The following is a 26,050-nucleotide window of genomic DNA, read 5'->3' on the forward strand; positions in this document are numbered from 1 at the left end:
GGCGTGGTTCATGGGTGGGACGTGTCGATCTGACGCTGAGTAAGCGGTCAGGGTACCTGTGACCGACCTGACAGCTACTGTCGCGTTAAGCCGTTTGTGAAGTGTCAGTCGCTGTCATTAGCCTGATCGCATGACTAGTCAGATCACGCTCGCCAAGGAACCAGACCCGGCTCCGGCACGTGCCGGACTGCGCGGTCACCCGTGGCTGACCCTCTTCGCCGTGGCGGTCGGGGTCATGATGGTCACCCTCGACGGCACGATCGTCGCCGTCGCCAACCCCGCCATCCAGCAGGACCTCGGCGCCAGCCTGGCCCAGGTCCAGTGGATCACCAACGGTTACCTGCTGGCCCTCGCGGTCTCCCTGATCACCGCCGGCAAGCTCGGCGACCGCTTCGGACACCGGCAGACCTTCCTCATCGGCATCGCCGGCTTCGCCCTCTCCTCGGCGGCCATCGGCCTGTCCACCGGCGTCGGGCTCGTCATCGGCTTCCGCGTCGCGCAGGGCCTCTTCGGCGCCCTGCTGATGCCCGCCGCCCTCGGCCTGCTGCGCGCCACCTTCCCCGCCGAGAAGCTCAACATGGCCATCGGCATCTGGGGCATGGTCATCGGCGCCTCGACCGCCGCCGGCCCCATCGTCGGCGGCCTCCTCGTCGAACACGTCAGCTGGCAGTCCGTCTTCTTCGTCAACGTGCCGGTCGGTGTCGTCGCGCTGCTCCTCGGCCTGTTCATCCTGCTCGACCACCGCGCCGAGAACGCCCCGCGCTCCTTCGACCTGCCGGGCATCGTGCTCCTGTCGGCCGCGATGTTCTCCCTGATCTGGGCGCTGATCAAGGCCGCCGAATGGGGCTGGGGCGACACCAAGACCCTGCTCTTCCTCGGCGCTTCCGTGCTGTGCTTCGTGCTCTTCGCCGTCTGGGAGACCAAGGTCTCCGAGCCGCTGATCCCGCTCGGCATGTTCCGCTCGCTCCCGCTGTCCGCCGGCACCGTGCTGATGGTGCTGATGGCCTTCGCGTTCATGGGCGGCCTGTTCTTCGTCACCTTCTACCTGCAGAACGTGCACGGCATGAGCCCGGTCGACAGCGGCCTGCACCTGCTGCCCCTCACCGGCATGATGATCGTCGGCTCGCCGCTGGCCGGCGCCGCCATCACCAAGGTGGGCCCGCGGGTCCCGCTCGTCGCCGGCATGGCCGCCACCGCCGCCGCCTGCTTCGGGATGGCCCGGCTCACCCCGGACACCGGCACGCTCACCATGTCGCTCTGGTTCGCCCTCCTCGGCCTCGGCCTCGCGCCCGTCATGGTCGGCGCCACCGAGGTCATCGTCGGCAACGCGCCGCTGGAGCTGTCCGGTGTCGCGGGCGGCCTCCAGCAGGCCGCCATGCAGGTCGGCGGAAGCCTCGGCACCGCCGTGCTCGGAGCGGTCATGGCGGCCAAGGTCAGTGACACTTTCGGGGACAACTGGCAGGGCGCCGGGCTGCCCCCGCTCACCCCCGAACAGCTCGACCAGGCCGGCAAGGGGGTCCAGGTCGGCATCGCCCCGGTCCCGCCCGGCACCCCCGAGGCGGTGGCGCGGACCATCGCCGGCGTCGCGCACGACACCTTCGTGTCCGGCATGAGCACGGCCTTCACCTGCGCCGGGATCGTCGCCGTCCTCGCCGCGATCGTGGCCTGCTTCACCAAGCGCGGCCAGAACGCCGAGGCCGCAGCGGGCGGCGCGGCCCACATCTGAGCAGCCCGCGCCCGCGTTACGGACAGGTCAACCCCGCGCCCGCCACAGCCCCGCCGGACGGTTCCGGCGGGGCTGTCGCCTATCCGGGTGGACCCGTCCACAGCCCCTTCCGCACCACCGTCTGCGCAGGTCAGCGTGGTGTCGACGGAGCACCGGAAACGGTCCGGGGCCCGTCCGTCAAGGAGGAGTTGACCCCGTCATGCGTACGTGGAGCACCGCTCGATCCACCACCCTCGCCGCCGTCCTGCTGGCCGCCGCCGCCCTCGTCCCGGGCACCGCCACCGGCGCCCACGCCGCCGGGCCGCCCTGTGCCACCGGGCAGCTGTGCCTGTGGGCGAAACCGGACTTCAAGGGCACCAAGCAGGTCCACGACCTGAGCACCCTCGACATCAACAGCTGCACCGCCCTGCCCGCGGGGCCCGCCTACCAGTCCCTGATCAACCGGACCGGGCGCCCCGTGACCACTTACCAGTCGGCCGAGTGCGCCGAGACCGGGGAGTTCCAGACCTATCCGGGCGACGGGACCTGGCTGCCCCAGTCCGCCTTCCAGATCAAGGCGTTCAAGATCTGGGAACGGTAGCGCCCGTCGGCTCCTCGCGGACGGACCCGGCGGCGGCCGGGGCGGGCACCGCGCCCAGGCCGCCGCCGCCCAGCAGCGCGACCTCGGCGCGCAGTGCCCGTACCTCCGCCTGGAGCTCCAGGACCGCGGCCAGCTGGAGCCGCTCCACCTGGTCGTCCCGTTCGAAGCGGGCGATGAACCAGGCGGCGATGTTGGCGGTCACCACACCGAGCAGGGCGATCCCCGACAGCATCAGCCCGACCGCCAGCACCCGGCCCAGACCCGTGGTGGGGGAGTGGTCCCCGTACCCGACCGTGGTCATCGTGGTGAACGACCACCACACCGCGTCGCCCAGGTTCCTGATGTTCCCGTCAGGGGCGTCCCGCTCCACGCTCAGCACCGCGAGCGAGCCGAACATCAGCAGTCCCACCACGGCCCCCGCCACGTACGTGGTCAGCCGGATCTGCGGCGCCATCCGCGCCCGCCGCCCCACCAGCATCAGGGTGGCCACCAGCCGCAGCAGGCGCAGCGGCTGCACCAGCGGCAGCACCACCGCGGCCAGGTCCAGCCAGTGCGTGCGCACGAAGTGCAGCCGGTCCCGCGAGAGGCCCAGCCGCACGAGGTAGTCGACGGCGAAGGCCCCCCAGACCACCCACTCCGCGTACGCGCACGCCCTGTGCACGGACGGCTCCGCGTCCGGGGCGACGATCGGCACGGCGTACGCCACGGCGAAGGCCACGGCGAGGAGGAGCAGCGGGGTCTGGCTCCGCCGCTCCCACAGCAGCTGGCGGGAGGTTTCCTTCATGCGCAGCATCGTAGGGAACGGGCCGGCGCCGGTGCCCGCCGGATCCACGGCCGGGAGCAGCCGGTCCGGACGGGGCACGGGTGAGCCCCGCCCGGCATCCGGACGGGGCTCACCCGGCGGGCCCCCGGTCCGGCGGCCCGCCGAAGGCGTCAGGCGTCAGGCGTCGCCGCCGGCCGCGCCCGGGTCGGCGGCCGTCACGTCCAGCAGCTGGTACCGGTCGACGGCCTGCTTCAGCACCGAGCGGTCGACCTTGCCCTCGCGGGCCAGCTCGGTGAGCGTCGCCAGCACCACCGACTGGGCGTCGATGTGGAAGAAGCGCCGCGCCGCGCCACGCGTGTCGGCGAAGCCGAAGCCGTCCGCGCCGAGCGAGGTGTACGTCCCCGGCACCCAGCGCGAGATCTGGTCCGGCACCGCGCGCATCCAGTCCGAGACCGCCACGAACGGCCCCTCCGCACCCGACAGCTTCCGCGTCACGTACGGGACGCGCTGCTCCTCCTCCGGGTGGAGCAGGTTGTGCTCCTCCGCCTCGACGGCGTCGCGCCGCAGCTCGTTCCAGGAGGTCGCCGACCAGACGTCCGCCCGTACGTTCCACTCGGCGGCCAGGATCCGCTGGGCCTCCAGCGCCCACGGCACCGCCACGCCCGAGGCCATGATCTGAGCGCCGACCGCGCCCGAGGTGCCCTGCGAGACCCGGTGGAGGCCCTTGAGGATGCCGTCCACGTCGACGTCCGCCGGCTCGGCCGGATGCTGGATCGGCTCGTTGTAGACCGTCAGGTAGTAGAAGACGTCCTCGGCGTCGGGCCCGTACATCCGTCGCAGACCGTCCCTGACGATGTGCGCGATCTCGTACCCGTAGGCCGGGTCGTACGCGACGCAGCCCGGGTTCGTCGACGCCAGGAGCAAGGAGTGGCCGTCGGCGTGCTGGAGGCCCTCACCCGTCAGGGTGGTCCGGCCGGCGGTCGCGCCCAGGACGAAACCGCGCGCCAGCTGGTCGGCCATCTGCCAGAACTGGTCACCGGTGCGCTGGAAACCGAACATCGAGTAGAAGACGTAGACCGGGATCAGCGGCTCGCCGTGCGTCGCGTACGCCGAGCCCGCGGCGATCAGCGAGGCCGTGCAGCCCGCCTCCGAGATGCCGTCGTGCAGCATCTGGCCGGTCGGGGACTCCTTGTAGGCGAGCAGCAGGTCGCGGTCGACCGCCTCGTACTGCTGGCCCAGCGGGTTGTAGATCTTGGCGCTCGGGAAGAAGGCGTCCATGCCGAAGGTGCGGTACTCGTCGGGCGCGATCAGCACGAAGCGCTTGCCGATCTCCTTGTCCCGCATCAGGTCCTTCAGGATGCGGACGAAGGCCATCGTGGTGGCGATCGACTGCTGCCCCGAGCCCTTCTTGGCCGCCGCGTACGCCTTCTCGTCCGGCAGCTGCAGCGGCTTGGCGCGCACCACCCGGGTGGGCACGTAGCCGCCCAGGGCGCTGCGCTGGTCGTGCATGTACTGGATCTCGGGCGAATTGCGGCCCGGGTGGTAGTACGGCGGGGCGCCGTTCTCCAGCTGGGCGTCCGTGATCGGGATGTGCAGGCGGTCGCGGAAGCGCTTGAGGTCGTCGACCGTCAGCTTCTTCATCTGGTGCGTGGCGTTGCGGCCCTCGAAGTTCGGGCCCAGCGTCCAGCCCTTGACCGTCTGCGCCAGGATGACCGTCGGCTGGCCCTTGTGGGCCTTGGCCGCCGCGTACGCGGCGTACACCTTCTTGTGGTCGTGGCCGCCGCGGCCCAGGTGCTGGATCTGCTGGTCGGTCATGTTCTCGACCATCGCGCGCAGCCGCTGGTCCCCGCCGAAGAAGTGCTCGCGGATGTACGCGCCCGACTCGGTGGCGTACGTCTGGAACTGCCCGTCGGGAGTGGAGTTCATCTTGTTGACCAGGATGCCGTCGCGGTCCTGCGCCAGCAGCGGGTCCCAGGAGCGGTCCCAGATCAGCTTGATGACGTTCCAGCCGGCACCGCGGAAGATCGACTCCAGCTCCTGGATGATCTTCCCGTTGCCGCGCACCGGGCCGTCGAGGCGCTGGAGGTTGCAGTTGACGACGAAGGTCAGGTTGTCGAGGCCCTCACGGGCCGCGATCGACAGCTGGCCCAGCGACTCCGGCTCGTCCATCTCGCCGTCGCCGAGGTACGCCCAAACGTGGGACTTGGAGGTGTCCGCGATCCCGCGCGCCTCCATGTACCGGTTCATCCGGGCCTGGTAGATCGCCCCGAGCGGGCCGAGGCCCATCGAGACGGTCGGGAACTCCCAGAAGTCCGGCATCAGCCGCGGGTGCGGGTAGCTGGACAGGCCGTGCGGAGCCTTCGACTTCTCCTGCCGGAACGCGTCGAGCTGCTGCTCGGAGAGCCGGTCCAGGAGGTAGGCGCGGGCGTAGATGCCCGGGGAGGCATGGCCCTGGAAGAAGATCTGGTCGCCGCCGTCGCCCTCGTCCTTGCCCCGGAAGAAGTGGTTGAAGCCCACGTCGTAGAGGGAGGCGGAGGAGGCGAAGGTGGCGATGTGGCCGCCGACGCCGATCCCGGGGCGCTGGGCGCGCGAGACCATGACCGCGGCGTTCCAGCGGGTGGCGTTGAGGACCTTGCGCTCGATCTCCTCGTTGCCGGGGAAGAACGGCTCGTCCTTGGTGGCGATGGTGTTGACGTAGTCCGTGCTGCGCATCTCCGGCACGGCCACGCGCTTCTCGCGGGCACGCTCGATGAGCCGCAGCATCAGGTAGCGGGCGCGCTCGCGGCCCCGCTCGTCGACGGCGGCGTCCAGGGAGTCGAGCCACTCCTGCGTCTCCTCCGGATCGAAGTCCGGGACCTGGCTCGGAAGACCGCCAATGATGATCGGGTTGCGATCGGATGCGGAAGCCACGCTGTTCCTTCGCTGTCGGGGGAGTCGTGCCTTGGGTCGCCGCCTCCCATGGTCTTACGCCCGGCCGAAATCTTCACCTCTACCACTGGGTAACACCTGGAGCGGCGAAGGAGCGGCCCGGCGGGCCCTGGGCGGAGCCGGGCCAAATCGCAACCATACGCCCAGGCCGATCATCGGGTTCGCAAAGACGTTCGCCCTTCAAACAGAGAGGAAAGTCCTCCTGCGGTGCCGAATGAGCTGGAATGGTGTGGGATGAATCACCGGTGGTCCACCGGGGAAGCCTGAAAGTTGCGGCGAGACGGCCGCAATCGTCACCGTTTCGACGGTCTCGGCGGCCGGGTACTTGCGCGATCCGCCGCGCCCGTGTGGACTACGCCCAATGCTGCGCGTACGCGCGCCGCCGAAAGACATTCACCGAACATGAGCAGGAGGCACCCCGTGAGCGCGACCGCGGACCACGCGGAGAGCCTGGCCGCCCGGCTGGGTTTCCAGTCCGAACAGGTGGTCCAGGAGATCGGCTACGACGAGGACGTCGATCAGGAATTCCGTGACGCCGTCGAGAGTCTCGTCAGCGAGCTCGCCGACGAGGACTACGACGACGTCGCCGACGCGGTGCTGTTGTGGTTCCGCGACGAGGACGGCGATCTGACGGACGCCCTGGTCGACGCGACCGAGCTGGTCGAGGACGGCGCACTGATCCTGCTGCTGACCCCCAAGACGGGCCGTGACGGCTACGTCGAGGCCAGCGACATCAGCGAGGCCGCCGAGACGGCCGGCCTCTCGCTTGCCAAGGGCGGGCCCATCGGCAAGGAGTGGACCTCCACCAAGCTGGTGACGCCGAAAGCCGCCAAGGCCAAGCGCTGATCTGCGCCCCGCAGCCAAGCGGAAGAGCACACCCCGCCGACCGGGACCACCCCGGCCGGCGGGGTGTGCGCGTTCCGGCGGGGTCGTGCGCGGCACCTCCGGCGCGTCGGCCCGGCGTGGTCCGCGGCGACGGGCCGTAGGCTGGGCCTCACCCGAACGGCCCCGTGCGGGGACGCAGGAATACGAAGGGATGCGAGAGATGGCGATCGAGGTCGGACACAAGGCCCCGGACTTCGAGCTCAAGGACAACCACGGCGCCACCGTGCGGCTCTCCGACTTCCGCGGCGAGAAGGCCGTGGTGCTGCTCTTCTACCCCTTCGCCTTCACCGGCGTCTGCACGGGCGAGCTGTGCGAGCTGCGCGACCAGCTGCCCCGTTTCCAGAACGACGACGTGCAGCTGCTCGCCGTCTCCAACGACTCGGTCCCCACCCTGCGCGTCTTCGCGGAGCAGGAGGGCCTGGAGTACCCGCTGCTGTCCGACTTCTGGCCGCACGGCGAGACCTCCCGCGCCTACGGCGTCTTCGACGAGGACAAGGGCTGCGCGGTCCGCGGCACCTTCGTCATCGACAAGGACGGCATCGTGCGCTGGACCGTCGTCAACGGACTGCCCGACGCGCGCGACCTGAACGAGTACATCAAGGCCCTCGACAGCCTCTGACGGCTCCCGCACCGGAACCGGCCCGGCGGCCGGTTCCGTACGAAAACCGCCTGCGGGCGGGAACCCGTCACTAGGATCGGAACGTTGATCCGGTAGAACGCACGACGGGGCCCCGCCCCGCACACATACCAATGGAGGACCCGTGGGAGTCAGCCTCAGCAAGGGCGGCAACGTCTCGCTGACCAAGGCCGCGCCTAACCTGACGGCGGTCATCGTCGGTCTGGGCTGGGACGCTCGCACCACCACCGGTGTCGACTTCGACCTCGACGCCAGCGCGATCCTGACCAACGACCAGGGCAAGGTCGCCAACGACTCGAACTTCGTGTTCTTCAACAACCTGAAGAGCCCGGACGGGTCCGTCGAGCACACCGGTGACAACACCACCGGTGAGGGCGAGGGCGACGACGAGGCCATCAAGGTCAACCTCGCCGGCGTCCCTGCCGATGTCGCCAAGATCGTCTTCCCCGTCTCGATCTACGAGGCCGAGAGCCGCCAGCAGAGCTTCGGCCAGGTCCGCAACGCCTACATCCGCGTCGTGAACCAGGCCGACAACACCGAGCTCGCCCGCTACGACCTCTCCGAGGACGCCTCGACCGAGACCGCCATGGTCTTCGGCGAGCTGTACCGCAACGGCGCCGAGTGGAAGTTCCGCGCCATCGGCCAGGGCTACGCCTCGGGCCTGCGCGGCATCGCGCAGGACTTCGGCGTCAACGTCTGAGCCGAAATCGAGAGCAAGTTCGTCCGTCCGGCGCCGTGCACCTCTGTGTACGGCGCCGGACCGGCTTTGCCACCATGGGCGGGTGGCTCGGCCACCACCACCACGTCGTACGGGGAGGACACATCATGGGCGTCACACTCGCCAAGGGGGGCAACGTCTCCCTCTCCAAGGCCGCACCGAACCTCACCCGGGTTCTGATCGGTCTCGGATGGGACGCGCGCTCGACCACGGGGGCGGACTTCGACCTCGACGCCAGCGCACTGCTGTGCAACAGCGGCCGGGTGCTGGGGGACGAGTACTTCGTCTTCTACAACAACCTCAAGAGCCCCGAGGGCTCCGTCGAACACACCGGGGACAACCTCACCGGCGAGGGTGACGGCGACGACGAGTCGATCATCATCGACCTCACGAAGGTGCCCGCCCAGGTCGACAAGATCGTCTTCCCGGTCTCGATCCACGAGGCGGACGCCCGCCGCCAGAGCTTCGGCCAGGTGAGCAACGCCTTCATCCGCGTGGTGAACATGGCCGACGACCAGGAACTGGCCCGCTACGACCTGACCGAGGACGCCTCCAGCGAGACGGCGATGATCTTCGGCGAGGTCTACCGTTACGGCGGAGAATGGAAGTTCCGCGCGGTAGGACAGGGGTACGCGTCGGGGCTGCGGGGCATCGCTCTAGACTTCGGGGTCAACGTTTCGTAAAGCCGTACAACACGATGGGGTGCCAGTGGTTCTCAAAACCTTCGGCTGGTCGTTCGCAGTCACTGCGCTCGGTCTGGTCGCAGCGGTGTTCTACGGGGGGTGGACCGCTTTTGGGATCGTGGCGATCCTGTCGATCCTCGAGATCTCGCTGTCTTTCGACAACGCGGTGGTCAACGCCGGAATCCTGAAGAAGATGAATGCCTTCTGGCAGAAGATCTTCCTCACCATCGGCGTCCTCATCGCCGTGTTCGGCATGCGCCTGGTCTTCCCCGTGGTCATCGTGGCGATCAGCGCCAAGGTCGGCCCCATCGAGGCCGTCGATCTGGCGATGACCGACAAGGACATGTACAAGCAGCTGGTCACGGACGCCCACCCGTCCATCGCCGCCTTCGGCGGCATGTTCCTGCTGATGATCTTCCTCGACTTCATCTTCGAGGACCGTGACATCAAGTGGCTCGCCTGGATCGAGCGCCCGCTCGCCAAGCTGGGCAGGATCGACATGCTGTCCGCGTGCATCGCGCTGATCGTCCTGGTCATCACCTCGGTGACCTTCGCCGCCAACGCCCACCAGCACGGCGGCACCCATGTGGACAAGGCGCAGACGGTCCTGATCTCCGGAGTCCTCGGCCTGATCACGTACATGGTCGTCGGCGGTCTCTCCGGATACTTCGAGAACAAGCTCGAGGAAGAGGAGGAGGCCGAGCACGAGGCGGAGGAAGCGGCCAAGAAGAGCGGCAAGCCCGTCTCGGCCGTCGCCATGGCCGGCAAGGCCGCGTTCTTCATGTTCCTCTACCTCGAGGTCCTCGACGCCTCCTTCTCCTTCGACGGCGTCATCGGCGCCTTCGCCATCACCAACGACATCGTGCTCATGGCCCTCGGCCTCGGCATCGGTGCCATGTACGTCCGGTCGCTCACGGTCTACCTGGTCCGCCAGGGCACCCTCGACGACTACGTCTACCTGGAGCACGGCGCGCACTACGCGATCGGCGCCCTCGCCGTGATCCTGCTCGTCACCATCCAGTACGAGATCCACGAGGTCATCACCGGCCTCGTCGGCGTCCTGCTCATCGCCTGGTCCTTCTGGTCCTCCGTACGCCGCAACAAGCGGCTGGCGGCCGAGGGCGGCGACAGCGCCGCGGAGGTCGGCGCCGGGGTGTGACCCGGCGCTGATTGCGGAACGCTTCCAGTAACGACGGGGCGGCCGCGCGGATCCACTGGACCGCGCGGCCGCCCCGCCGCATTTCCGCACCGACCGACCCGGGGGGTTGGAACACATGGGGTTCTTCGACGGGATCAGGGGCGCTCGCGCCATGGGCTTCGACTCGGGCAACGCCTCGTCGAACGCCATCGAGCTGACCAAACGGCACCCGACGGTGTCGCTCACCAAACAGCAGGCCGTCCACGGCAACATGCGCGTGAACCTCTCCTGGCGGATGCGCACCTCCGACTTCGGCGGCCGCTCCGGCCAGAGCGGCCAGCTCTTCCGGCATCCGTTCAAACTCTTCAAACCGGACATCGTGCAGGCCCACACCCAGGGCATGGTCAACGTGGACCTGGACATGGGCTGCCTCTACGAGCTGACCGACGGCACCCGGGGCGCCGTACAGCCCCTGGGCAACCTGCTCGGCGACCTCAACGACCCGCCGTACGTGAAGCTCAGCGGCGACGACCGGTTCGGTTCGGGCTCGGGGGAGACCCTGTACATCAACCTCGACCACGCCGCAGAGATCAAACGGCTGCTCGTCTTCGTCTACATCTACGACCAGACCCCGGCCTTCGACCGGACCCACGCCCTGGTCACCCTCTATCCGACCGCCGGACCCAGGATCGAGATCCCGCTGGACGAGCGGCACCCGCAGGCCCGCTCGTGCGCGGTCCTCTCCCTGGAGAACGTCAAGGGGGAGCTGCTCGTCCGCCGCGAGGTGAAGTTCGTGTACGGGTTTCAGGCCGAGCTGGACCGGCTGTACGGCTGGGGGCTCCAGTGGGGCCGGGGCTACAAGAGCACCAAGGCCTGAGCGCGGGGGCCGCGCGGCCCCCGCCGGCGCCGTCCGGTCAGCGGCGGATGAACTGCGGACCCTGCACCGGCAGCCGGAAGGACGGGTCGCCGCCCGGAGCCGGCACCGGGGCGGGGGACACCGGCTGCGGGTAGCCGTAGGCCGGCGGGGCGGCCGGCGGGGCCTGCGTGACCGGCGCCGGCACCGGAGGGCGCATGGCGGCGGTCTGCTCCGACCCCGGGGCGGGGGCGGTGGCGGGGGCCGCCTCCGCGGCGGAGCCGGCCGCCTCGGCGGCGTTCTCGTCGACGGAGATGCCGTGGTCGGTGGCCAGCCCCACCAGGCCGTCGGAGTAGCCCTCGCCCAGGGCGCGGAACTTCCACGTCTCGCCGCGGCGGTACAGCTCTCCGCAGATCAGCGCCGTCTCGGCGCCGGTCTCCGGGCGGACGTCGAAGTGGGCCAGCGGCTCGGGAGCGCCGCCCGGGGTGGCGTCGTACAGTTGGATGCGCAGGTCGCGGACCTGCTCGAAGGGCACGTCCTCGGCGGATGCCACCACCAGGATCCGGTCCACGGCCGGAGGAACGGCACGCAGGTCCGTCTGGACGGCGTCGGTGACCCCGTTGCCCACCTGCTTCTTGCCCAGGCGCCACACGGACCCCGAGGGGTGCCGGGGTTGGTTGTAGAACACGAAGTCCTCGTCCGAGCGCACGCGCCCGTCCGCTCCCACGAGCAGCGCGGAGGCGTCCACGTCCGGCACCTCGGGTCCGGTGGTCCAGCGCAGCACCGCCCGTACCGCCGTGGCGGCCACCGGGATGTTGGAGCCCTTCTGCATCGCGTGCGTCATGCCCGTCATCCTGCCCTCCCGGGGCCGACCGGGACAATGCGGCCCCCCGTAGGGTCTTGTCCCGAGAGCGGGAGCTGGGCATGGTGCGAGAGGGTTACCTGAACTTCATGTGCTTGAGGAACTCTTGACTCGCGTTCGTACGTACTATTACCGGCCACGCCAGTTGGGCCGCCGAGGCAGTACGGGGGAAGCACATGCGTCACTTCGGGCACATATCGCCCACCGTCCGCAAGGACCTCTTCCACCAGGAGCCGGCCGAGTTCACCCTGGCCTCCCCCGCCCGCACCCTGGCCGCCGCCCTCGGAGCGACCCTCTACAGCCCCGCCACCCGGCCGAAGCTGGCCGAGGACATCCGCAAGCAGGCCGGCCGGGGCGTCGTCTCCATGGTCCTCTGCCTGGAGGATTCCATCAGCGACGCCGACGTCGTGGACGGCGAGGACAACCTCGTCCGGCAGTTCGCGGCCCTCGACGCCGAAGGGGCGGGCCCCGCCGGGCTGCCGCTCCTCTTCATCCGCGTCCGCACCCCCGAGCAGATACCCGATCTCGTCCGGCGGCTCGGCCGCTCGGTGCACAACCTGGCCGGATTCGTACTACCCAAATTCACCGAAAGCCGTGGAACGGCCTTCCTCGACGCCGTCGCCCACGCCGAGGCGGCCGCCGGACTGCCCCGGCTGTACGCCATGCCGGTCCTGGAGACCCCCGACCTCCTCCACCTCGAAACCCGGGTCGAGGCCCTCGCCGGCATCTCGCGCACCGTCAACCGCTACCGCGAGCGGGTCCTCGCCCTGCGCCTGGGCGTCACCGATTTCTGCTCCCTCTACGGACTGCGCCGCACTCCCGACATGACCGCCTACGACGTCCAGATCGTCGCCGGGGTCATCGCCGACGTCGTCAACGTCCTCAGCCGCGCCGACGGCACCGGCTTCACCGTCACCGGCCCCGTCTGGGAGTACTTCCGCAGCCAGCAGCGCCTCTTCAAGCCGCAGCTGCGCCGCAGCCCCTTCCTCGAGGAGGGCGTGGAGGAACTGCGCACCGCCCTGATCGAACACGACCTCGACGGGCTGCTGCGCGAGATCGAGCTCGACCGCGCCAACGGGCTGCTCGGCAAGACCTGCATCCACCCGGCCCACGTCACTCCGGTGCACGCGCTGTCGGTGGTCTCCCACGAGGAGTTCAGCGACGCCCAGGACATCCTGCGCCCCGAGCGCGGGGGCGGCGGCGTGATGCGCTCCGCCTACACGAACAAGATGAACGAGGTGAAGCCCCACCGGGCCTGGGCCGAGCGCACCATGCTGCGCGCCGAGGTCTTCGGTGTGGCGAAGGAGGAGGTCGGCTTCGTCGACCTCCTGACGGCCGGGCTCCAGGTGTGAGCCGGCCGGCCATGACGAGGAAGGGCAAGACGATCGACACGGTGTGGTCGGGAACCTGGGTCGCCGAGCGGCTGGGCGTGGACCTGAGCCAAGCCGCCGGCGAGACATCGCCGCGGCTGAAGGAGCTGCTCGGGCTGGCCCTGAGGCACAATCCCAAGCGGGCGCACCTGCTCGTCTCGCAGGTCCTGGGCAAACACGTCCCGCAGTCCCCCGAAGCCGTGTACGCCGCCGGCCACGGGCTGGGCGTACGGGTCCGCGAGCTGCTCGGGGACTCCGCCGCCGCCGCGGTGGTCCTCGGCTACGCCGAAACCGCCACCGGCCTCGGCCACTGCGTCGCCGACGGCCTGGGCACCGCCACCTACCTGCACTCCACGCGCCGCCCGGTGCCCGGGCTGCGGCCCGCCGGCGGGTTCGAGGAGGCCCACTCGCACGCCACCTCGCACCTCCTGCTGCCCGAGGACCCCGCCCTGCTGGCCGGGCAGGGGCCGCTGGTCCTCGTCGACGACGAGTTCTCCACCGGCAACACCGTCCTGAACACCATCCGCGACCTCCACGCCCGCCACCCCCGCGCGCACTACGTGGTCGTCGCCCTCGTCGACATGCGCTCGGCCGCCGACCGCGACCGCCTCACCGCCTTCGCCGCCGAGCTCGGCGCGCGGGTCGACCTGATCGCCCTGGCGTCCGGGACGGTCTCCCTCCCGGACGGGGTCCTGGCCAAGGGGCGGGCCCTGGTCGAGGAGCACGAGGCCGCCGATGCCGATGCCGTCGCCGATGCCGGGACGGGGCCGGGCGTGCCGCCCACGGTCACCCGGGTCCGGCTCGGCTGGCCCGCGGGGCTGCCGGACGGCGGCCGCCACGGCTTCACCCCCGCGCACCGCGAGACGCTGGAGGCCGCCCTGCCCGGCATGGCCGCGCGGCTCGCCGGCGCGCTGGGCGAACGGCCCGGGAGGGTCCTCGTACTCGGCAACGAGGAGCTGATGTACGCGCCGCTGCGCCTCGCGCGGGCCCTGGAGGAATCCGGCGCGGCCCGCGAGGTGCGGTTCTCCACCACCACCCGCTCGCCCGTGCTCGCCGTGGACGACCCCGGCTACGCGATCCGGACCCGGCTCGTCTTCCCGGCCCACGACGACCCCGCCGACGGGCCCGGGGACCGCTACGCCTACAACGTCGCCGGGGCCGGCTTCGACACCGTCGTCGCCGTTGTCGACTCCGCCGGGGACACGCCCCGGCTCCACGCGGGACTGCTCGCTGGGCTCGCCCCGCACACCGGCCGGGTCGTCCTGGCCGTCGTCCCGTCCTACGTCCCCGACCGGCAGGAGCCGACCGTGACCGAGCCGCCGCTGCCCGAACCGCTGCGGGGGCCGGCCTTCTCCTCGTACGCCCCCGAGGACGTCGGCTGGCTCCTCCAGGACCTCTCCGGCGTGCGGCTGGAGGCCCCGACCGAGGAACGCGAGGAGGCCATCCAGGCGGGCGGCGCCCACTACGCCGAGTCCCTGCCCGTCGAGTACCAGCCCTCACCGCAGTACCAGGAGCTGTACCGCAGCGCCCTGGACGCCTCGGCGGCGCGCATCGCCCGTGCCGTCGGCACCGTCACCGAGACCGTGCTCGCCGAGCGGTCCCCCTCGCCCGTGCTGGTCTCCCTGGCCCGCGCCGGGACCCCCGTCGGCGTGCTGATGCGCCGCTGGGCCCGCGCCCGGCACGGCCTGGACCTGCCGCACTACGCCGTCTCCATCGTGCGCGGCCGCGGCATCGACGCCAACGCCCTGCGCTGGCTCGCCGCCCACCACGACCCGGCCGACGTCGTCTTCGTCGACGGCTGGACCGGCAAGGGCGCCATCACCCGCGAGCTGCGGGAGGCCCTGACCGGCTTCGAAGGCTTCAACCCGGAGATCGTCGTCCTCGCCGACCCGGGGTCCTGCGTGGACACGTACGGCACCCGCGAGGACTTCCTGATCCCCTCCGCCTGCCTGAATTCCACCGTTTCCGGACTCGTCTCGCGTACGGTGCTCAGGTCCGACCTGGTCGGCCCCCGCGACTTCCACGGCGCGAAGTTCTACCGGGAGCTGGCCGGAGCCGACGTCTCCGCCGCCTTCGTCGACACCGTGGCCGCCCGCTTCGACGAGGTCGCCGACGAGGTCGCCGCCGAGGTCAAGGAGCTCCTCGCCGCCGACCGCACCCCGACCTGGGCGGGCTGGGCGGCGGTGGAACGGATCAGCGAGGAGTACGGCATCCACGACGTGAACCTGGTCAAGCCGGGCGTCGGCGAGACGACCCGGGTGCTGCTGCGCCGCGTGCCGTGGAAGATCCTGGCCCAGCGCGGGGCCGGCTCCGACCTGGACCACGTACGCCTGCTCGCCGAGCAGCGCGGCGTGCCGGTCGAGGAGGTCGACGACCTGCCCTACATGTGCGTGGGACTGATCCACCCGCGCTTCACGCGCGGCGCCACGGGCGCCGACGGAAAGGCCGTGGCCTCCAAGTGACCGTCCTCGTAGCCAGTGACCTCGACCGTACGCTCATCTACTCGTCGGCAGCCCTCGCCCTGACCATGCCCGACCCCGAGGCCCCCCGGCTGCTGTGCGTCGAGGTGCACGAGAGCAGGCCGTTGTCCTACATGACGGAGACGGCGGCGGCGCTGCTCGCCGGGCTGGCCGCCGACCCGGCGGCGGTGTTCGTCCCGACCACCACCCGCACGCGCAAGCAGTACCAGCGGATCCGCTTCCCCGGCCCGGCGGCCCGGTACGCGATCTGCGCCAACGGCGGCCAGCTGCTGGTGGACGGCGTCCCGGACCGGGACTGGCGGCGCGCGGTGGCCGCACGCCTCGCGGCGGAATGCGCCCCGCTGGAGGAGGTGCACCAGCACCTGCTGGCCGTGTCCGACCCGGTGTGGCTGCGCAAGACACGCGTGGCGGAGGACCTCTTCGCGTACCTGGTCGTCGAGCGGGCGCTGGTGCCCGAGGAGTGGCTCAAGGCCCTGACGGAGTGGTGCGGGGCGCGCGGCTGGACGGTCTCGCTCCAGGGCCGCAAGATCTACGCCGTCCCGCGGCCGCTGACCAAGAGCGCCGCCATGCGGGAGATCGCCCGCCGCACGGGCGCCTCCACCACCCTCGCCGCCGGCGACTCGCTGCTGGACGCCGACCTGCTGCTGGCGGCCGACCGGGCCTGGCGGCCGGGGCACGGGGAGCTGGCCGACGCCGGCTGGACCGCGCCCACGGTGACGGCCCTGAGCGCGGCCGGAGTCGTGGCGGGTGAGCAGATCGTCCGGGAATTCGGCCGGGCGGTTGCGACACTGACCGCATGACCAAGGGCAACAGCACCAAGATCACTGACGAGCTCTACCAGTATGTCCTGGCCCACAACCCCCCGCTGGACGAGGTCCAGCGGGGGCTGGTCAGGACCACCTGGGAGAAGTTCCCCGAGTCGGCCGGCATGCAGTCCGCGGAGGAACAGGGACCGCTGCTGGCCTTCCTGGTCCGGCTGACCGGAGCCCGCCACATCGTGGAGGTCGGCACCTTCACCGGCTTCTCCGCCCTGTCCATGGCCCAGGCCCTCCCCGCCGACGGGCGCCTGATCACCTGTGACGTGTCGCAGGAGTGGACCGCGTACGCCCGCGAGGCGTGGCGGGCGGCGGGCGTCGCCGACCGGATCGAGCTGCGCATCGCCCCCGCGCTGGAGACCCTGCGCGCCATGTCGGCGGAGCCGCACATCGACATGGCGTACGTCGACGCCGACAAGGAGAACCAGATCCTCTACTGGGAGGAGCTGGTGCCGAGGCTGCGCCCGGGCGGGCTGATCGTCACCGACAACACCCTGTTCCACGGCACGGTGCTCGACGAGTCACCCACCGGCCGGGGGGCGAGCGTCCGCGCGTTCAACGAGCACGCCATGGCCGACACCCGCATGGAGTCCGTCCTGCTGGCGATCTCCGACGGCCTGACCCTCTCGCGCAAGCGCTGAGCCCGTCCCGGGGGCGTCAGCAGCAGCCGCCCCCACCGCAGCAGCCGCCCCCGCCGGCCGGCGCGGGAGCACTGCTGGTCCCGCCGACGGCGACGGCGGAGAGCAGCTTGACGGTGTCGGCGTGCCCGGCAGGGCAGTCGGCGGGCGCGGACGACTCGGACATCGGCCGGCTGACCTCAAAGGTGTCGTCGCAGGTCCGGCAGCGGTATTCGTAACGAGGCATGAGCACAGGCTACGCAGTGCCGCGGCCGGACCGGTATCCCTCGCGGACCCGCTGCTCGCGCGCCGCCTGATCGGGGTGGCGGGCGCGCCAGTACGGATTGTCGTGCGGCAGGGCGCTGCCGACCCGCCCGTACATCCCGAACCACATCAGCATCACGCCGACGACGAAGCTGAACAGCACGTTCTGGATCCGGAACGCCAGGAAGTTCAGGCTGGAGTCCAGCAGGGCCAGGTTGACGAAGCCGCTCGCGATGAAGGCCAGCCCGAGCACGATGTTCAGGGTGGAGGCGAAAGTTCCGCCGATCACCATTCCGGCGAACAGCAGCGCGCCGATGCAGATCGACAGGACGCTCAGCGCGCCGTTGGTGTTCAGGGCCAGCACCGTGTCGCCACCGGTGTCGAAGAAGCCGATCCGGTCGATCAGCCCGAGGATCCCGAAGGCGATCAGCAGGAGGCCGGTCAGGCCCGCGCCGACCCGGTAGACCTGGCTGAGCTTGTGGTCGGCGGGCAAGTGCTCGTCGAGCCGGGCATTGACGGGGTGCAGCAGGCGCTCCACCAGACGCGGGCCCTGAGGTCCGGGCGGCGGCCCGTACGGCTCGTGGGGCACGTAGGGCGCGTAGTGCTCGTGGGGCTCCGTGCACCCGTACGCCGCGTGCGCCACGTAGGGCTCGTGACGTACGGGGGGTAGGGGCGGCGGCGCGTAGCGGGTGCGGGGCCGGTGGAACATGCGGGCGGCCATAACGCCCTCCTCTGCTCCGTTCCAGCATCCGCCGCCACCCCCGCCCGGACAACCGCGGGGGTCACGGGCCCGGCTGGTGGCGCTTCCGCCGGCTGTTCCGGCGCGCACCCGGAGGTGCTGCCCCGTCCGCAACCCGGGGGCGACCGCGGCCGCGGGCCCGGTGTCGGCCCTGCAGACCGCCGCCCGGCCCCGGCCAACCACGGATGGTCCTGGGCACGAGCCCGGGCGTGTGCGCCCGCCGCGCCGTCGCCATCCAGGGATGGTCCTGGGCACGAGCCCGGGCGTGTGCGCCCGCCGCGCCGCCGCTCTCCACGGCCCGTCGCCCACCATCCGCGGGCCCGGCCGGTGGCGGGCTACCCGGTCCCGCGCTGGTCGCGGATGTCCGTCACCACCCGGCCCACCGCCACCCGGACCTGCTCCATCTCCTGCAGGAAGTGCCAGTAGTCCGGGTGCCGACCCTCCAGCCCGGCCAGCGCCCGCTCCATCCGTGCCACCGCCTCGTCCAGCGGGCGCGCGTGCCGCGGATCGGGCACGCTCCGGCCGGCCATCGCCAGCCGCTGCGCGTCCCGGATCGCGAACCGGGTCCGCTCCGCCTCCGCCTTGGGATCCCGCGCCACCGCCTCCAGCCGCGTGAGCCGGTCCTGCGCGGCCGACACCGCCTCGTCGGTGGCGTCCAGCGCGGCCCGTACCGCCCCGACCAGTGCCGATACGTCGCCCCAGCGCTGTTCGTCCCGCGCCCGGGCGGCCTCCCCGAGCCGGTCCTCGGCCCGCGCGACATCGCGTACCGCCTGATCGGGGACGTGCTGGAGGTCCTGCCAGCAGGCCGCGCTGAAGCGGCGCCTCAGCTCGCTGAGCACCGGATCCACGCGGTCCGCCCGGTTGCGCAGCGCCTGCGCCCGGGTCCGCAGGCTCACCAGCCGCCGGTCGATCTCCGCGGCCCGCTCCGGCAGCCGCACCGCCTCCGCCCGTACGGTCTCCGCGTCCCGCAGGATCCGGTCGGCACGCTGCACGGTCTCCTGCACCCCGTGCCGGGCCGCCCCCTGGTTCAGCTTCGTCAGCTCCGGCCCCAGCGCCGCCAGCCGCGCCGCGAGGTCGTCGGCCCGCATCCCCTGGGCCCGTACCGCGTCCAGCGCGTCACTCGCCGCCAGCAGCGCCGCCTTCGCCCGCTCCCGCGCGGGCGCGACCCGGGCCAGCTGCGTCTCCGCCTTGTCCAGCAGCGGCTGCAGCCCCTGCGCGAACCGCTCCAGCTCCCCCTTGACCCGCACCAGCTCGTCCCGCGCCCGGGTCAGCTGCTGCCGCGCCTGGTGCGCGACGGAGCCCTCCAGGTCGACCCGGTCCAGGTCGTGCGCGTCGACGGCCTCGATGTACGCGCGGCTCACCTCGTCGATCCGCCGCCCGAGCGCGGCGAACCCCTCGGTCGCCTGCCGCGCCGCGGGAGACCCGTCGGCGGCGGCGATGGTCTCGATGGAGATCCGCAGATCCCGCTGCGCGGTGTCCAGCTCGTAGAACGCGGCCGCCGCGGCGTCCTTCGCCGCCTGCGCATCCGCCCGCCGACTCTCGTCCCGCCCACCGAACCACCGCCGGGATGCCGTCGTCACAATCCCTCTCCCGTGCCGCGTCCGCCCATGCCCCGGTCCATTCTCCCCCACGGGAACGGGATTGCGTGGGGGGTCCGCCCTGCATGTAGGCTGTCCACTCGTCCACGGGTGTGTAGCTCAGGGGTAGAGCGCTGCTCTTACAAAGCAGATGTCGGCGGTTCGAAACCGTCCACGCCCACACGTGACGAAGACCCCCCGCCGGTCACGGTGGGGGGTCTTCTGCATGTCTGGGGTTCAGGCGTTGGGGCGCTTGCCGTGGTTGGCCTTCTTCTTCTTGCGGGCGCGCTTCTTGTTTCCTCGCTTGGCCATGGTGTGGCTCCCTCGGGGTCCCTGGTGCCGAACGGTCCGGGCGTTCGTCAGTCTAGGTTCCGGGCCGGTTTCCCGCGCGGTGACGCGGGGATCTGGAAGGTGTGGCTGGGGGAGCGGATTGGGTCTGGGTCGCGGGGCTCGGGGTGGTGGGGCTCGGGCTGCTGGTGGTCGCCCTGATGGCGCAGGGCCGGTTCGAGCGGGAGCGGGACGCCGAGCGGAAGCGGCTGCTCGCGCGGCTGGGCGAGGGGCCGCGGGAGGTGGGGGATCCGCGGCTGGTGGACGCCGGGGCGCATCAGGGGGCGACGGCCGAGCTGGGGGACCAGCATGACGACTTCACGCCGATCCTCGTGGAGTACTACGCGTACGGCCTGACGCAGGCGCGCAGCAGCTTCGCCACCAGCCAGCGGTTCGCCGGGGTCGGCGCGGCCGTGCTGCTCCTCGGGGTCGGGCTCGCGGTGTGGAAGGCGGAGAGCACGGGGGACGCGTACATCGGGGTCGTCACCAGTTCCGCCGGCCTGGTCGTCACCCTCGTCGGGCAGCTGTTCCACCGGCGCGCCGACCTGGCCCTGCGGCACATGGCCGCCCAGACCGCGTCCCTGCGCGAGGACCGGCGGGCCGCCGAGAGCACCCAGCAGGCCATAGGGCTCCTGGAGGAGGTCTCCGACCCGGAGCTTCGCGGAAGGCTCCAGGCCGGGCTCATCATGAAGCTTTCCGGGGCCGAGCTGCCGCCGGCCGCGCCATAGTGGAGGTATGTGCCGCTCCATTAAGACCCTGCGCCCGCCCGCCATCCCCGAGAAGGCCACCGAGGAGGAGATCCGCGCGGCCGCGCTCCAGTACGTACGGAAGGTGTCCGGGTTCCGTGCCCCGGCCGCGCACAACCAGGAGGTGTTCGACGCCGCCGTGGACGCCGTCGCGGAGGCGACCGCCGCGCTGCTCGACGGCGTGCAGGTCCGGGGCCGGACGGCCGCCGCCGTCTGACCGGGCCGTCAGCCCGTGTGGGCCCAGCGGCGCCGCAGCAGCCAGATGCCGGTGCCGAGCGCGCCGGCCGCCAGGGTGCCGCCCAGGGCGATCTGGCCCGGGCTCATGGACTCGACGCTGCCGCCGAGGCCGCCACGGGCTGCGCCGGGGCTGACGTGGAGGGTGACCGTGACGCGGCGGCCCCCGGCTCCGCCGCACTCGAAGGTGACGGGGTAGGAGCCGGTGGCGGCGTCGCGGTAGACGGTGGCCGTGCCGGAGAGGTTGTTCGCGTTCCGGCTGCCCGGAGCCAGCGAGACGTCGCCGAAAGCGCGGGACGAGGCCCTGGCGGTGGAGGTGTCGCAGCCGTCGACGTTGAGACTGACGCGGCCGCCGGGGGCGACGGTGCTCGGGGAGACGGTGGCGGAGGGGGCGGCGGAGGCGAGCGTGGCGGGTGCGACGGCCGCGACGACGAGTGTCGCGGCGGCGATCCCGGTCAGGCGGCTCCGGTTGCGCGTGCGCGTGGGGGACATGGAGGGCACTCCTCGGGCTCGTCGAAACGGCGCGGCCAGGGTCGGGACGCGGATGGGTTGCGCCGTCTTCTGGACGCTAGAAGCCCCTGAGGGAGGCGGCGATCCCTGCCGGGTGAACGGGTGACCGGCCTGCTCCTTTCGGGGGGTGGCGCATCCCTGTCAACGTCTGCTCGGGTGCCGTTGCGGGAGCGAGCGGCGCGCGAGGCAGAGCCGCCCCCGGTTCTGTACGGGTCGGGCGAGCCGGAAGGGGTGGGTCAGGCCGGGGCTGGGGAGGGGGAGGGGCGGCGGCGTACGAGGTAGGCGGCCAGGGAGCCCGCCGCGAAGAGGGCGGCCAGGGAGACCGCGGTGCCGAGCCAGGCCGTGCCCAGCCACTGGGTGCCGAAGTAGCCCAGCGACACGCTGTAGCTCGCCCAGCTGATGCCCGCCAGCACCGACCAGGGCAGGAACTCCGACGCCTTGCGCCGCGTCCGGCCCGCGCCCAGCGAGACGACCGAGCGGCCGGCCGGGGCGAAGCGGGCGATGACCACCAGGGCGCCGCCGCCCCTGGCCAGGGCGGTGCCCAGGCGTTCCTGGGCGCGGGTCAGCCGGCGGGAGCGGGCGATGGCCCGGTCCAGCCGGTCCCCGCCGCGCCGGGCCAGCCGGTACGCCGCCGCGTCGCCCAGTACGGAGGCTGTGGCCGCGACCACCAGCAGGAGCCTGATGTCGGGGGCCTGGGCGGGTGAACCCGTGGCCGCGGCCGCCGCGGCGGTGATCACCAGCATCCCGCTCGGCAGCACCGGCAGGAACACGTCGAGCACCACCGACACCGCCACCACGGCGTAGATCCAGGGGCTCGTGGTCAACGACCCCAGAGTCTCAAGCAAAGCGGGACTCCCCAGTCCGAAGCGCCGCGTCGTCGCGGGGAGCGGCAGGGGCGGCTGACAGCCATACAGCGTACGCCCGGCGCCGGCCCGGGGAAGCCCTGGCCTACTCCGCCGCGGTGAGTTCCCGGTCCAGCACCGTCACCAGCCGGGCCCCGGCCCGCCCCGACCGGGCCTGGTCCAGCCGCAGCCGGGCGCTGCGGCCCGCCAGGGCCACCGTCATCAGCTGGTTGCCGAACCACGGTCCACCCGTACGGCGCCAGCTCACCGGCGGCCTGCCCGTCCGGCCGTGCCGGGAGAAGCCGCGCCCCAGCCACCGGCCCAGCCGCGACCAGCCCAGCCGGAACCCCCACTTCACCACCCGGTGGATGGAGTTGTGCACGGGGGAACAGGTCAGCTGGAACACCCGGGCCGTGCTCGGTATTCGGGGCTCGGCCACGTACGCGTGATGGACGTCCCCGGACAGGACGGCAACCGTCGCCGGGGCCCTCGGGCCCGTGCCCACCTCCTCGATCAGGTCGCTCAGCGCCGCGAACGACGCGGGGAACGCCGCCCAGTGCTCCAGATCGCTGCGCCGCCGCAGGTCCTCCCCGACGCGCGCCCACCGCGCCCCGCGCTCCCCCCGGCAGAGCGCGGCGTTCCACACTTCCGCGTCATGGATCAGCGGCGGCAGCAGCCACGGCAGCGAGGACCCGATCAGCAGATGGTCGTAATTCCCGTGGCCGTCCAGCGCGTTCTCCCGGAGCCACAGCTGCTCCCCCGGGTCGAGCATGGCCCGTCCGTCCTCGGCGAGTACCCGGGCCGCCCGGGTGTCCACCATCAGCAGCCTCGACCGGCCGAAGTCCCGCCGGTAACTCCAGCGCGCCGAAGCCGGGTCGGCGTCCGCCGAGGCCGCGAAGGCGCGCAGCGCGTCGGTGCCGTCCGGGGTGGAACGTACGGCCGTGTACACCGTGTCCTCGGCGAGTTCGGCGGGGGAGAGGTTGCCCAGGTGCTGGTACACCCAGTACGACATCAGCCCGCTGAGCACCCGCTCCGACCACCACGGAGTGGACCGCATCTCCGCCAGCCAGGCCGCGCTGGTGTTCCAGTCGTCTATGACGTCGTGGTCGTCGAATATGTGCAGGCTGGGGACCGTCGACAGGAGCCAGCGGATCTCCGGGTCGAGCCAGGACTCGTAGTACAGCCGGGTGTACTCCTCGTAGTCCGCGACCTGCCCGCCGGGTGCCTCCCGCAGGTCGCGGCGGGCGGCGAGCCATTCGCGGGTCTCGCGCGAGAGTTGGTCCGCGTACACCTGGTCGCCGAGCAGCAGCAGGACGTCCGGCCGTACCTCATGGGGGTGGTGGGCCAGCCGCGCCGCGAGCGTGTCGAGGGCGTCGGCTCCGTGCGGCCCGCGCCGGCCGGCGGGCGGGGCCGCCTGACGGCAGGAGCCGAAGGTGACGCGCAGCCCGGGGGCGGGCCGCCCGGGGCCGCCCCCCACGGCGGGGGTGCTGATGGTGCTCGGAGGGAAACCGTCGCCGTCCGCCGGCCAGACGAGGCGCCCGTCGAGCAGCACCTCGTACGCCGTGGTCGTGCCCGGGGTCAGGCCGGTGACCGGTACCAGTGCGTAGTGGTGGCCGGCTACCTGGAAGGTGCGGATGCTGCCGCCGGATCCGTCGGCGCACCGCACCTCGGCCGTGCACGGGCGGTCCGCCTCGACCCATATCGTGGCGGAATCGCCCGCGTCCCAGTCGACGTAGCGCAGCAGTGGTCCCAGTCGCAGCCCGGCCATCCAACTCCCCCTCCTCGGCAGCCCTTTCGATCACGGTAAGGGGCGGGAGGGGGCTGGGCCTCCCCCTGGCGGGGGATAGGGAGGGTGAAAACCCCGGGACTTCCCCGAGGGGGCCAGGAGAGGGCCGGGCGGCGACCGGGGCAGGACCGGGCGGGGCTTCGGGTCAGCAGCCGTTCAGGAGGTTCACCAGGGCGGTCTTCTCCCCGGAGTCCATGCGCAGGCCCCAGTGCTGCTTCACCTGGACCCACATGCGGGCGTAGGTGCAGCGGTACTCGGTGCGCGGCGGCAGCCACTTGCCGGGGTCGAGGTCGCCCTTGGCCTGGTTGACGTTGTCGGTGACGGCGATGAGCTGCGGCCGCGTGAGGTCGTTGGCGAACTGCTGGCGCTTCGTGGTGGTCCAGGAGCTGGCCCCGGAGCGCCAGGCCTCGGCGAGCGGGACCATGTGGTCGATGTCGATGTCGGAAGCGGCGGTCCAGGTGGCGCCGTCGTATTCCGAGTACCAGCTGCCGCTCACGGAGGCGCAGGAGGAGTCGGTCACGACGTTCACGCCGTCGCGCTTGAGGACGGTCTCGCGGGTGTTGCAGGTTCCGGAGACCGTGCTCCAGTGCGGGAACAGGGAGCGGCTGTAGCCCGTGAGGGAGCCCTCGGCCGCCGGGTTGACGGTGGCCAGGTAGGAGCGGGCCTCGGCGGCGGTGATGGGGGTGGGCGGAGCGGCCAGGGCGGCCGGAGCGTTCACGAGCGAGGTGAGGGAGGCCAGGGCGACGGCGGACGCGAGGACGGCCGCGCGCCCGATGCGACGCGCGTAGACGGAGGGCGTGGGGGCGGATATGAGGGCCATGGAGGGCTCCCTGGGTGCGGGGGGTGTGGCCGTGCGGCCCCGGCGGGGCGCGGCCATGGTGGCGGCGCCAGATGTCGCGGGGACGGGCACCAGGTGACAGATTGCCGACATGGGCACGTCACATCAAGGGCGACAACGTCCCCCACTCAAGGGGAAGTTGGGATTCCGGTGCTCGGAGCGGGGTCTGAAGCGGGGGCGAGTGGGGTCAAACTCACATACGGGACGCCGTGGCCCCGTCGGTGCCGTCGCGTACCCTGGACGGAGCAGAAGGGGAGTAGCTCTTCGCCGGACCGTCGACATACTGCTGGGTCACCCAGCCGGCGCCCGGAGGCAGACCGCGTCAGCGGCCGGCCAGCGAGACCTTCGGCCGCAGTGCCCTGTCCATGTGACGTGGCACGCGCGACGCATGCTGATGCGTGGCGCGTGACGTGATCACACCTCCCAGGGCGCCGCCGAGCCGAAGCGACCCCTGAAGAACCCAGGTCTCTCGGTCCGACGGCGTCCTGCCCGACCGACCGATCGAGGTTCCCACCCCGTGTTCAGCTTCAGCGTCCTCGCGATCGCCTTCGGCGTCGTCTTCCTGGCCGAACTCCCCGACAAGACGGCCCTCGCCGGCCTGATGCTCGGCACCCGCTACCGCGCCTCCTACGTCTTCGCGGGTGTCGCCGCCGCCTTCGCCGTGCACGTCGCCCTCGCCATCGCCGCGGGCAGCGTCCTCACGCTCCTCCCGCACCGGCTCGTCCAGGCCGTCGTCGGTCTCCTCTTCCTCGCGGGCGCGGCCATGCTGCTCCTGAAGAAGAACGACGAAGACGAGGAGGTCAAGCCGCCGGCGGACCAGTCCTTCTGGAAGGTCTCGGGGGCCGGCTTCATGCTGATCCTGGTGGCCGAGTTCGGTGACCTGACCCAGATCATGACGGCGAACCTCGCCGCGCGGTACGACGACCCGCTCTCCGTGGGCCTCGGCGCGGTGCTGGCGCTCTGGGCGGTCGCGGGCATCGGAATCCTGGGCGGGCGCACGCTGATGAAGTACGTACCGCTGCGGCTCATCACCAGGATCGCCGCGGTGGTCATGGCGGCACTGGCCTGCTTCTCGCTGTACGAGGCGATCGCGGGCTGATCCGGGCCGATCCGGCCGCGACCCCTTGTCCTC

At 71.7% G+C, this 26,050-nt stretch carries 26 protein-coding genes and 1 tRNA gene; 16 read left to right on the plus strand and 11 right to left on the minus strand.

Annotated features, from left to right (window positions below):
* Positions 1-130: 130 nt before the first annotated feature.
* Together ACZ51S_RS16090 and ACZ51S_RS16095 are read left to right on the plus strand one after the other, a co-directional pair.
* Positions 131-1,726 (plus strand): MFS transporter, encoded by a 1,596-nt coding sequence (locus ACZ51S_RS16090; protein ID WP_468961104.1) that lies wholly within the window; start codon positions 131-133, stop codon positions 1,724-1,726.
* 199 nt (positions 1,727-1,925) lie between these two features.
* A complete protein-coding gene (locus tag ACZ51S_RS16095) occupies positions 1,926-2,306 on the plus strand; it encodes a peptidase inhibitor family I36 protein (protein WP_468478332.1) in 381 nt (126 codons plus the stop codon).
* Here ACZ51S_RS16095 and ACZ51S_RS16100 read toward each other — a convergent pair.
* Both ACZ51S_RS16100 and aceE read right to left on the minus strand, forming a co-directional pair.
* Complete coding sequence (locus ACZ51S_RS16100) at positions 2,287-3,090, minus strand: potassium channel family protein (RefSeq protein ID WP_468801966.1); 804 nt, start codon at positions 3,088-3,090, stop codon at positions 2,287-2,289. The genes ACZ51S_RS16095 and ACZ51S_RS16100 overlap by 20 nt on opposite strands.
* Before the next feature lie 156 nt (positions 3,091-3,246).
* Positions 3,247-5,979 carry a pyruvate dehydrogenase (acetyl-transferring), homodimeric type gene (aceE, locus tag ACZ51S_RS16105; protein ID WP_388936154.1) on the minus strand — a complete coding sequence of 911 codons (2,733 nt, stop codon included), beginning with the start codon at positions 5,977-5,979 and terminating at the stop codon, positions 3,247-3,249.
* A gap of 438 nt (positions 5,980-6,417) precedes the next feature.
* On the opposite strand from aceE, the gene ACZ51S_RS16110 reads away from it, so the two are divergent.
* The 6 genes from ACZ51S_RS16110 to ACZ51S_RS16135 all read left to right on the plus strand — a co-directional run bounded on the left by ACZ51S_RS16110 (position 6,418) and on the right by ACZ51S_RS16135 (position 10,935).
* Entirely contained in the window at positions 6,418-6,843 is a 426-nt protein-coding gene (locus ACZ51S_RS16110; protein ID WP_388936151.1) for a DUF3052 domain-containing protein, read from the plus strand.
* A gap of 199 nt (positions 6,844-7,042) precedes the next feature.
* On the plus strand, positions 7,043-7,501 hold the full coding sequence (locus ACZ51S_RS16115; protein WP_007263894.1) for a peroxiredoxin: 459 nt from the start codon (positions 7,043-7,045) through the stop codon (positions 7,499-7,501).
* Between the two features lie 142 nt (positions 7,502-7,643).
* The gene (locus ACZ51S_RS16120; protein ID WP_249765901.1) at positions 7,644-8,219 is read left to right on the plus strand and encodes a TerD family protein; all 576 of its coding nucleotides are present in this window, start codon (positions 7,644-7,646) and stop codon (positions 8,217-8,219) included.
* 125 nt (positions 8,220-8,344) lie between these two features.
* The gene (locus tag ACZ51S_RS16125; RefSeq protein WP_388936147.1) at positions 8,345-8,920 is read left to right on the plus strand and encodes a TerD family protein; all 576 of its coding nucleotides are present in this window, start codon (positions 8,345-8,347) and stop codon (positions 8,918-8,920) included.
* Between the two features lie 25 nt (positions 8,921-8,945).
* Positions 8,946-10,079 (plus strand): DUF475 domain-containing protein, encoded by a 1,134-nt coding sequence (locus ACZ51S_RS16130; RefSeq protein ID WP_468478334.1) that lies wholly within the window; start codon positions 8,946-8,948, stop codon positions 10,077-10,079.
* Positions 10,080-10,194: 115 nt separating this feature from the next.
* Complete coding sequence (locus ACZ51S_RS16135) at positions 10,195-10,935, plus strand: TerD family protein (RefSeq protein ID WP_388936142.1); 741 nt, start codon at positions 10,195-10,197, stop codon at positions 10,933-10,935.
* A gap of 37 nt (positions 10,936-10,972) precedes the next feature.
* Here the strand turns inward: ACZ51S_RS16135 and ACZ51S_RS16140 are convergent, their stop codons facing one another.
* Entirely contained in the window at positions 10,973-11,755 is a 783-nt protein-coding gene (locus ACZ51S_RS16140; protein WP_468479621.1) for a TerD family protein, read from the minus strand.
* 194 nt (positions 11,756-11,949) lie between these two features.
* On the opposite strand from ACZ51S_RS16140, the gene ACZ51S_RS16145 reads away from it, so the two are divergent.
* Genes ACZ51S_RS16145 through ACZ51S_RS16160 form a run of 4 tightly spaced genes read left to right on the plus strand, consistent with a single transcriptional unit; the run spans position 11,950 to position 17,079 of the window.
* Entirely contained in the window at positions 11,950-13,125 is a 1,176-nt protein-coding gene (locus tag ACZ51S_RS16145) for an HpcH/HpaI aldolase/citrate lyase family protein (RefSeq protein ID WP_468479622.1), read from the plus strand.
* Positions 13,126-13,136: 11 nt separating this feature from the next.
* Complete coding sequence (locus ACZ51S_RS16150; protein WP_468883975.1) at positions 13,137-15,605, plus strand: phosphoribosyltransferase; 2,469 nt, start codon at positions 13,137-13,139, stop codon at positions 15,603-15,605.
* The gene (locus ACZ51S_RS16155; RefSeq protein ID WP_388936132.1) at positions 15,602-16,423 is read left to right on the plus strand and encodes an HAD family hydrolase; all 822 of its coding nucleotides are present in this window, start codon (positions 15,602-15,604) and stop codon (positions 16,421-16,423) included. Before ACZ51S_RS16150 ends, ACZ51S_RS16155 begins: the two co-directional genes overlap by 4 nt.
* Positions 16,420-17,079 (plus strand): O-methyltransferase, encoded by a 660-nt coding sequence (locus tag ACZ51S_RS16160; protein ID WP_468961109.1) that lies wholly within the window; start codon positions 16,420-16,422, stop codon positions 17,077-17,079. Before ACZ51S_RS16155 ends, ACZ51S_RS16160 begins: the two co-directional genes overlap by 4 nt.
* Before the next feature lie 16 nt (positions 17,080-17,095).
* On the opposite strand, the gene ACZ51S_RS16165 is transcribed toward ACZ51S_RS16160, so the two are convergent.
* The 3 genes from ACZ51S_RS16165 to ACZ51S_RS16175 all read right to left on the minus strand — a co-directional run bounded on the left by ACZ51S_RS16165 (position 17,096) and on the right by ACZ51S_RS16175 (position 19,638).
* A complete protein-coding gene (locus ACZ51S_RS16165; RefSeq protein ID WP_468479625.1) occupies positions 17,096-17,302 on the minus strand; it encodes an FmdB family zinc ribbon protein in 207 nt (68 codons plus the stop codon).
* 9 nt (positions 17,303-17,311) lie between these two features.
* Positions 17,312-18,040, minus strand: coding sequence for a DUF4383 domain-containing protein (locus tag ACZ51S_RS16170; RefSeq protein WP_468961112.1), 729 nt, complete (start codon positions 18,038-18,040; stop codon positions 17,312-17,314).
* Positions 18,041-18,393: 353 nt separating this feature from the next.
* Positions 18,394-19,638 carry a hypothetical protein gene (locus tag ACZ51S_RS16175; protein ID WP_468883970.1) on the minus strand — a complete coding sequence of 415 codons (1,245 nt, stop codon included), beginning with the start codon at positions 19,636-19,638 and terminating at the stop codon, positions 18,394-18,396.
* A 106-nt stretch (positions 19,639-19,744) separates the two neighbouring features.
* On the opposite strand from ACZ51S_RS16175, the gene ACZ51S_RS16180 reads away from it, so the two are divergent.
* Positions 19,745-19,816, plus strand: a tRNA-Val gene (locus ACZ51S_RS16180).
* Positions 19,817-19,872: 56 nt separating this feature from the next.
* On the opposite strand, the gene ACZ51S_RS16185 is transcribed toward ACZ51S_RS16180, so the two are convergent.
* Positions 19,873-19,947, minus strand: coding sequence for a 50S ribosomal protein bL37 (locus ACZ51S_RS16185; protein ID WP_099895366.1), 75 nt, complete (start codon positions 19,945-19,947; stop codon positions 19,873-19,875).
* 101 nt (positions 19,948-20,048) lie between these two features.
* Between ACZ51S_RS16185 and ACZ51S_RS16190 the strand changes: the two genes are divergently transcribed.
* Both ACZ51S_RS16190 and ACZ51S_RS16195 read left to right on the plus strand, forming a co-directional pair.
* Positions 20,049-20,690: a TRADD-N-associated membrane domain-containing protein gene (locus ACZ51S_RS16190; protein ID WP_468961115.1), complete on the plus strand. Its 642-nt coding sequence runs from the start codon at positions 20,049-20,051 to the stop codon at positions 20,688-20,690.
* 7 nt (positions 20,691-20,697) lie between these two features.
* The gene (locus ACZ51S_RS16195) at positions 20,698-20,925 is read left to right on the plus strand and encodes a DUF2277 domain-containing protein (RefSeq protein ID WP_388936116.1); all 228 of its coding nucleotides are present in this window, start codon (positions 20,698-20,700) and stop codon (positions 20,923-20,925) included.
* An 8-nt stretch (positions 20,926-20,933) separates the two neighbouring features.
* Here ACZ51S_RS16195 and ACZ51S_RS16200 read toward each other — a convergent pair whose 3' ends face one another.
* The 4 genes from ACZ51S_RS16200 to ACZ51S_RS16215 form a co-directional block, all read right to left on the minus strand.
* A complete protein-coding gene (locus ACZ51S_RS16200; protein ID WP_468803978.1) occupies positions 20,934-21,434 on the minus strand; it encodes a hypothetical protein in 501 nt (166 codons plus the stop codon).
* A gap of 254 nt (positions 21,435-21,688) precedes the next feature.
* The gene (locus tag ACZ51S_RS16205) at positions 21,689-22,297 is read right to left on the minus strand and encodes a DedA family protein (RefSeq protein WP_468961117.1); all 609 of its coding nucleotides are present in this window, start codon (positions 22,295-22,297) and stop codon (positions 21,689-21,691) included.
* A gap of 103 nt (positions 22,298-22,400) precedes the next feature.
* On the minus strand, positions 22,401-24,062 hold the full coding sequence (locus ACZ51S_RS16210) for an alkaline phosphatase D family protein (RefSeq protein ID WP_468961119.1): 1,662 nt from the start codon (positions 24,060-24,062) through the stop codon (positions 22,401-22,403).
* A 163-nt stretch (positions 24,063-24,225) separates the two neighbouring features.
* A complete protein-coding gene (locus ACZ51S_RS16215) occupies positions 24,226-24,900 on the minus strand; it encodes an HNH endonuclease family protein (RefSeq protein WP_468961122.1) in 675 nt (224 codons plus the stop codon).
* A 535-nt stretch (positions 24,901-25,435) separates the two neighbouring features.
* On the opposite strand from ACZ51S_RS16215, the gene ACZ51S_RS16220 reads away from it, so the two are divergent.
* Entirely contained in the window at positions 25,436-26,017 is a 582-nt protein-coding gene (locus tag ACZ51S_RS16220; protein WP_468479632.1) for a TMEM165/GDT1 family protein, read from the plus strand.
* The last annotated feature ends 33 nt before the right edge of the window (positions 26,018-26,050 follow it).

Source organism: Streptomyces sp. NPDC034043 (assembly GCF_055575675.1).

Bases quoted from the DNA above. Each gene is read 5' to 3' on its own strand.
- ACZ51S_RS16100 (WP_468801966.1), bottom strand. From the start codon at position 3,090: ATGAAGGAAACCTCCCGCCAGCTGCTGTGGGAGCGGCGGAGCCAGACC.
- ACZ51S_RS16170 (WP_468961112.1), bottom strand. From the start codon at position 18,040: ATGGCCGCCCGCATGTTCCACCGGCCCCGCACCCGCTACGCGCCGCCG.
- ACZ51S_RS16210 (WP_468961119.1), bottom strand. From the start codon at position 24,062: ATGGCCGGGCTGCGACTGGGACCACTGCTGCGCTACGTCGACTGGGAC.
- ACZ51S_RS16200 (WP_468803978.1), bottom strand. From the start codon at position 21,434: ATGTCCCCCACGCGCACGCGCAACCGGAGCCGCCTGACCGGGATCGCC.
- ACZ51S_RS16160 (WP_468961109.1), top strand. From the start codon at position 16,420: ATGACCAAGGGCAACAGCACCAAGATCACTGACGAGCTCTACCAGTAT.
- ACZ51S_RS16150 (WP_468883975.1), top strand. From the start codon at position 13,137: ATGACGAGGAAGGGCAAGACGATCGACACGGTGTGGTCGGGAACCTGG.
- ACZ51S_RS16095 (WP_468478332.1), top strand. From the start codon at position 1,926: ATGCGTACGTGGAGCACCGCTCGATCCACCACCCTCGCCGCCGTCCTG.
- ACZ51S_RS16140 (WP_468479621.1), bottom strand. From the start codon at position 11,755: ATGACGCACGCGATGCAGAAGGGCTCCAACATCCCGGTGGCCGCCACG.
- ACZ51S_RS16145 (WP_468479622.1), top strand. From the start codon at position 11,950: ATGCGTCACTTCGGGCACATATCGCCCACCGTCCGCAAGGACCTCTTC.
- ACZ51S_RS16115 (WP_007263894.1), top strand. From the start codon at position 7,043: ATGGCGATCGAGGTCGGACACAAGGCCCCGGACTTCGAGCTCAAGGAC.
- ACZ51S_RS16215 (WP_468961122.1), bottom strand. From the start codon at position 24,900: ATGGCCCTCATATCCGCCCCCACGCCCTCCGTCTACGCGCGTCGCATC.
- ACZ51S_RS16090 (WP_468961104.1), top strand. From the start codon at position 131: ATGACTAGTCAGATCACGCTCGCCAAGGAACCAGACCCGGCTCCGGCA.
- ACZ51S_RS16135 (WP_388936142.1), top strand. From the start codon at position 10,195: ATGGGGTTCTTCGACGGGATCAGGGGCGCTCGCGCCATGGGCTTCGAC.
- ACZ51S_RS16125 (WP_388936147.1), top strand. From the start codon at position 8,345: ATGGGCGTCACACTCGCCAAGGGGGGCAACGTCTCCCTCTCCAAGGCC.
- ACZ51S_RS16165 (WP_468479625.1), bottom strand. From the start codon at position 17,302: ATGCCTCGTTACGAATACCGCTGCCGGACCTGCGACGACACCTTTGAG.
- ACZ51S_RS16195 (WP_388936116.1), top strand. From the start codon at position 20,698: ATGTGCCGCTCCATTAAGACCCTGCGCCCGCCCGCCATCCCCGAGAAG.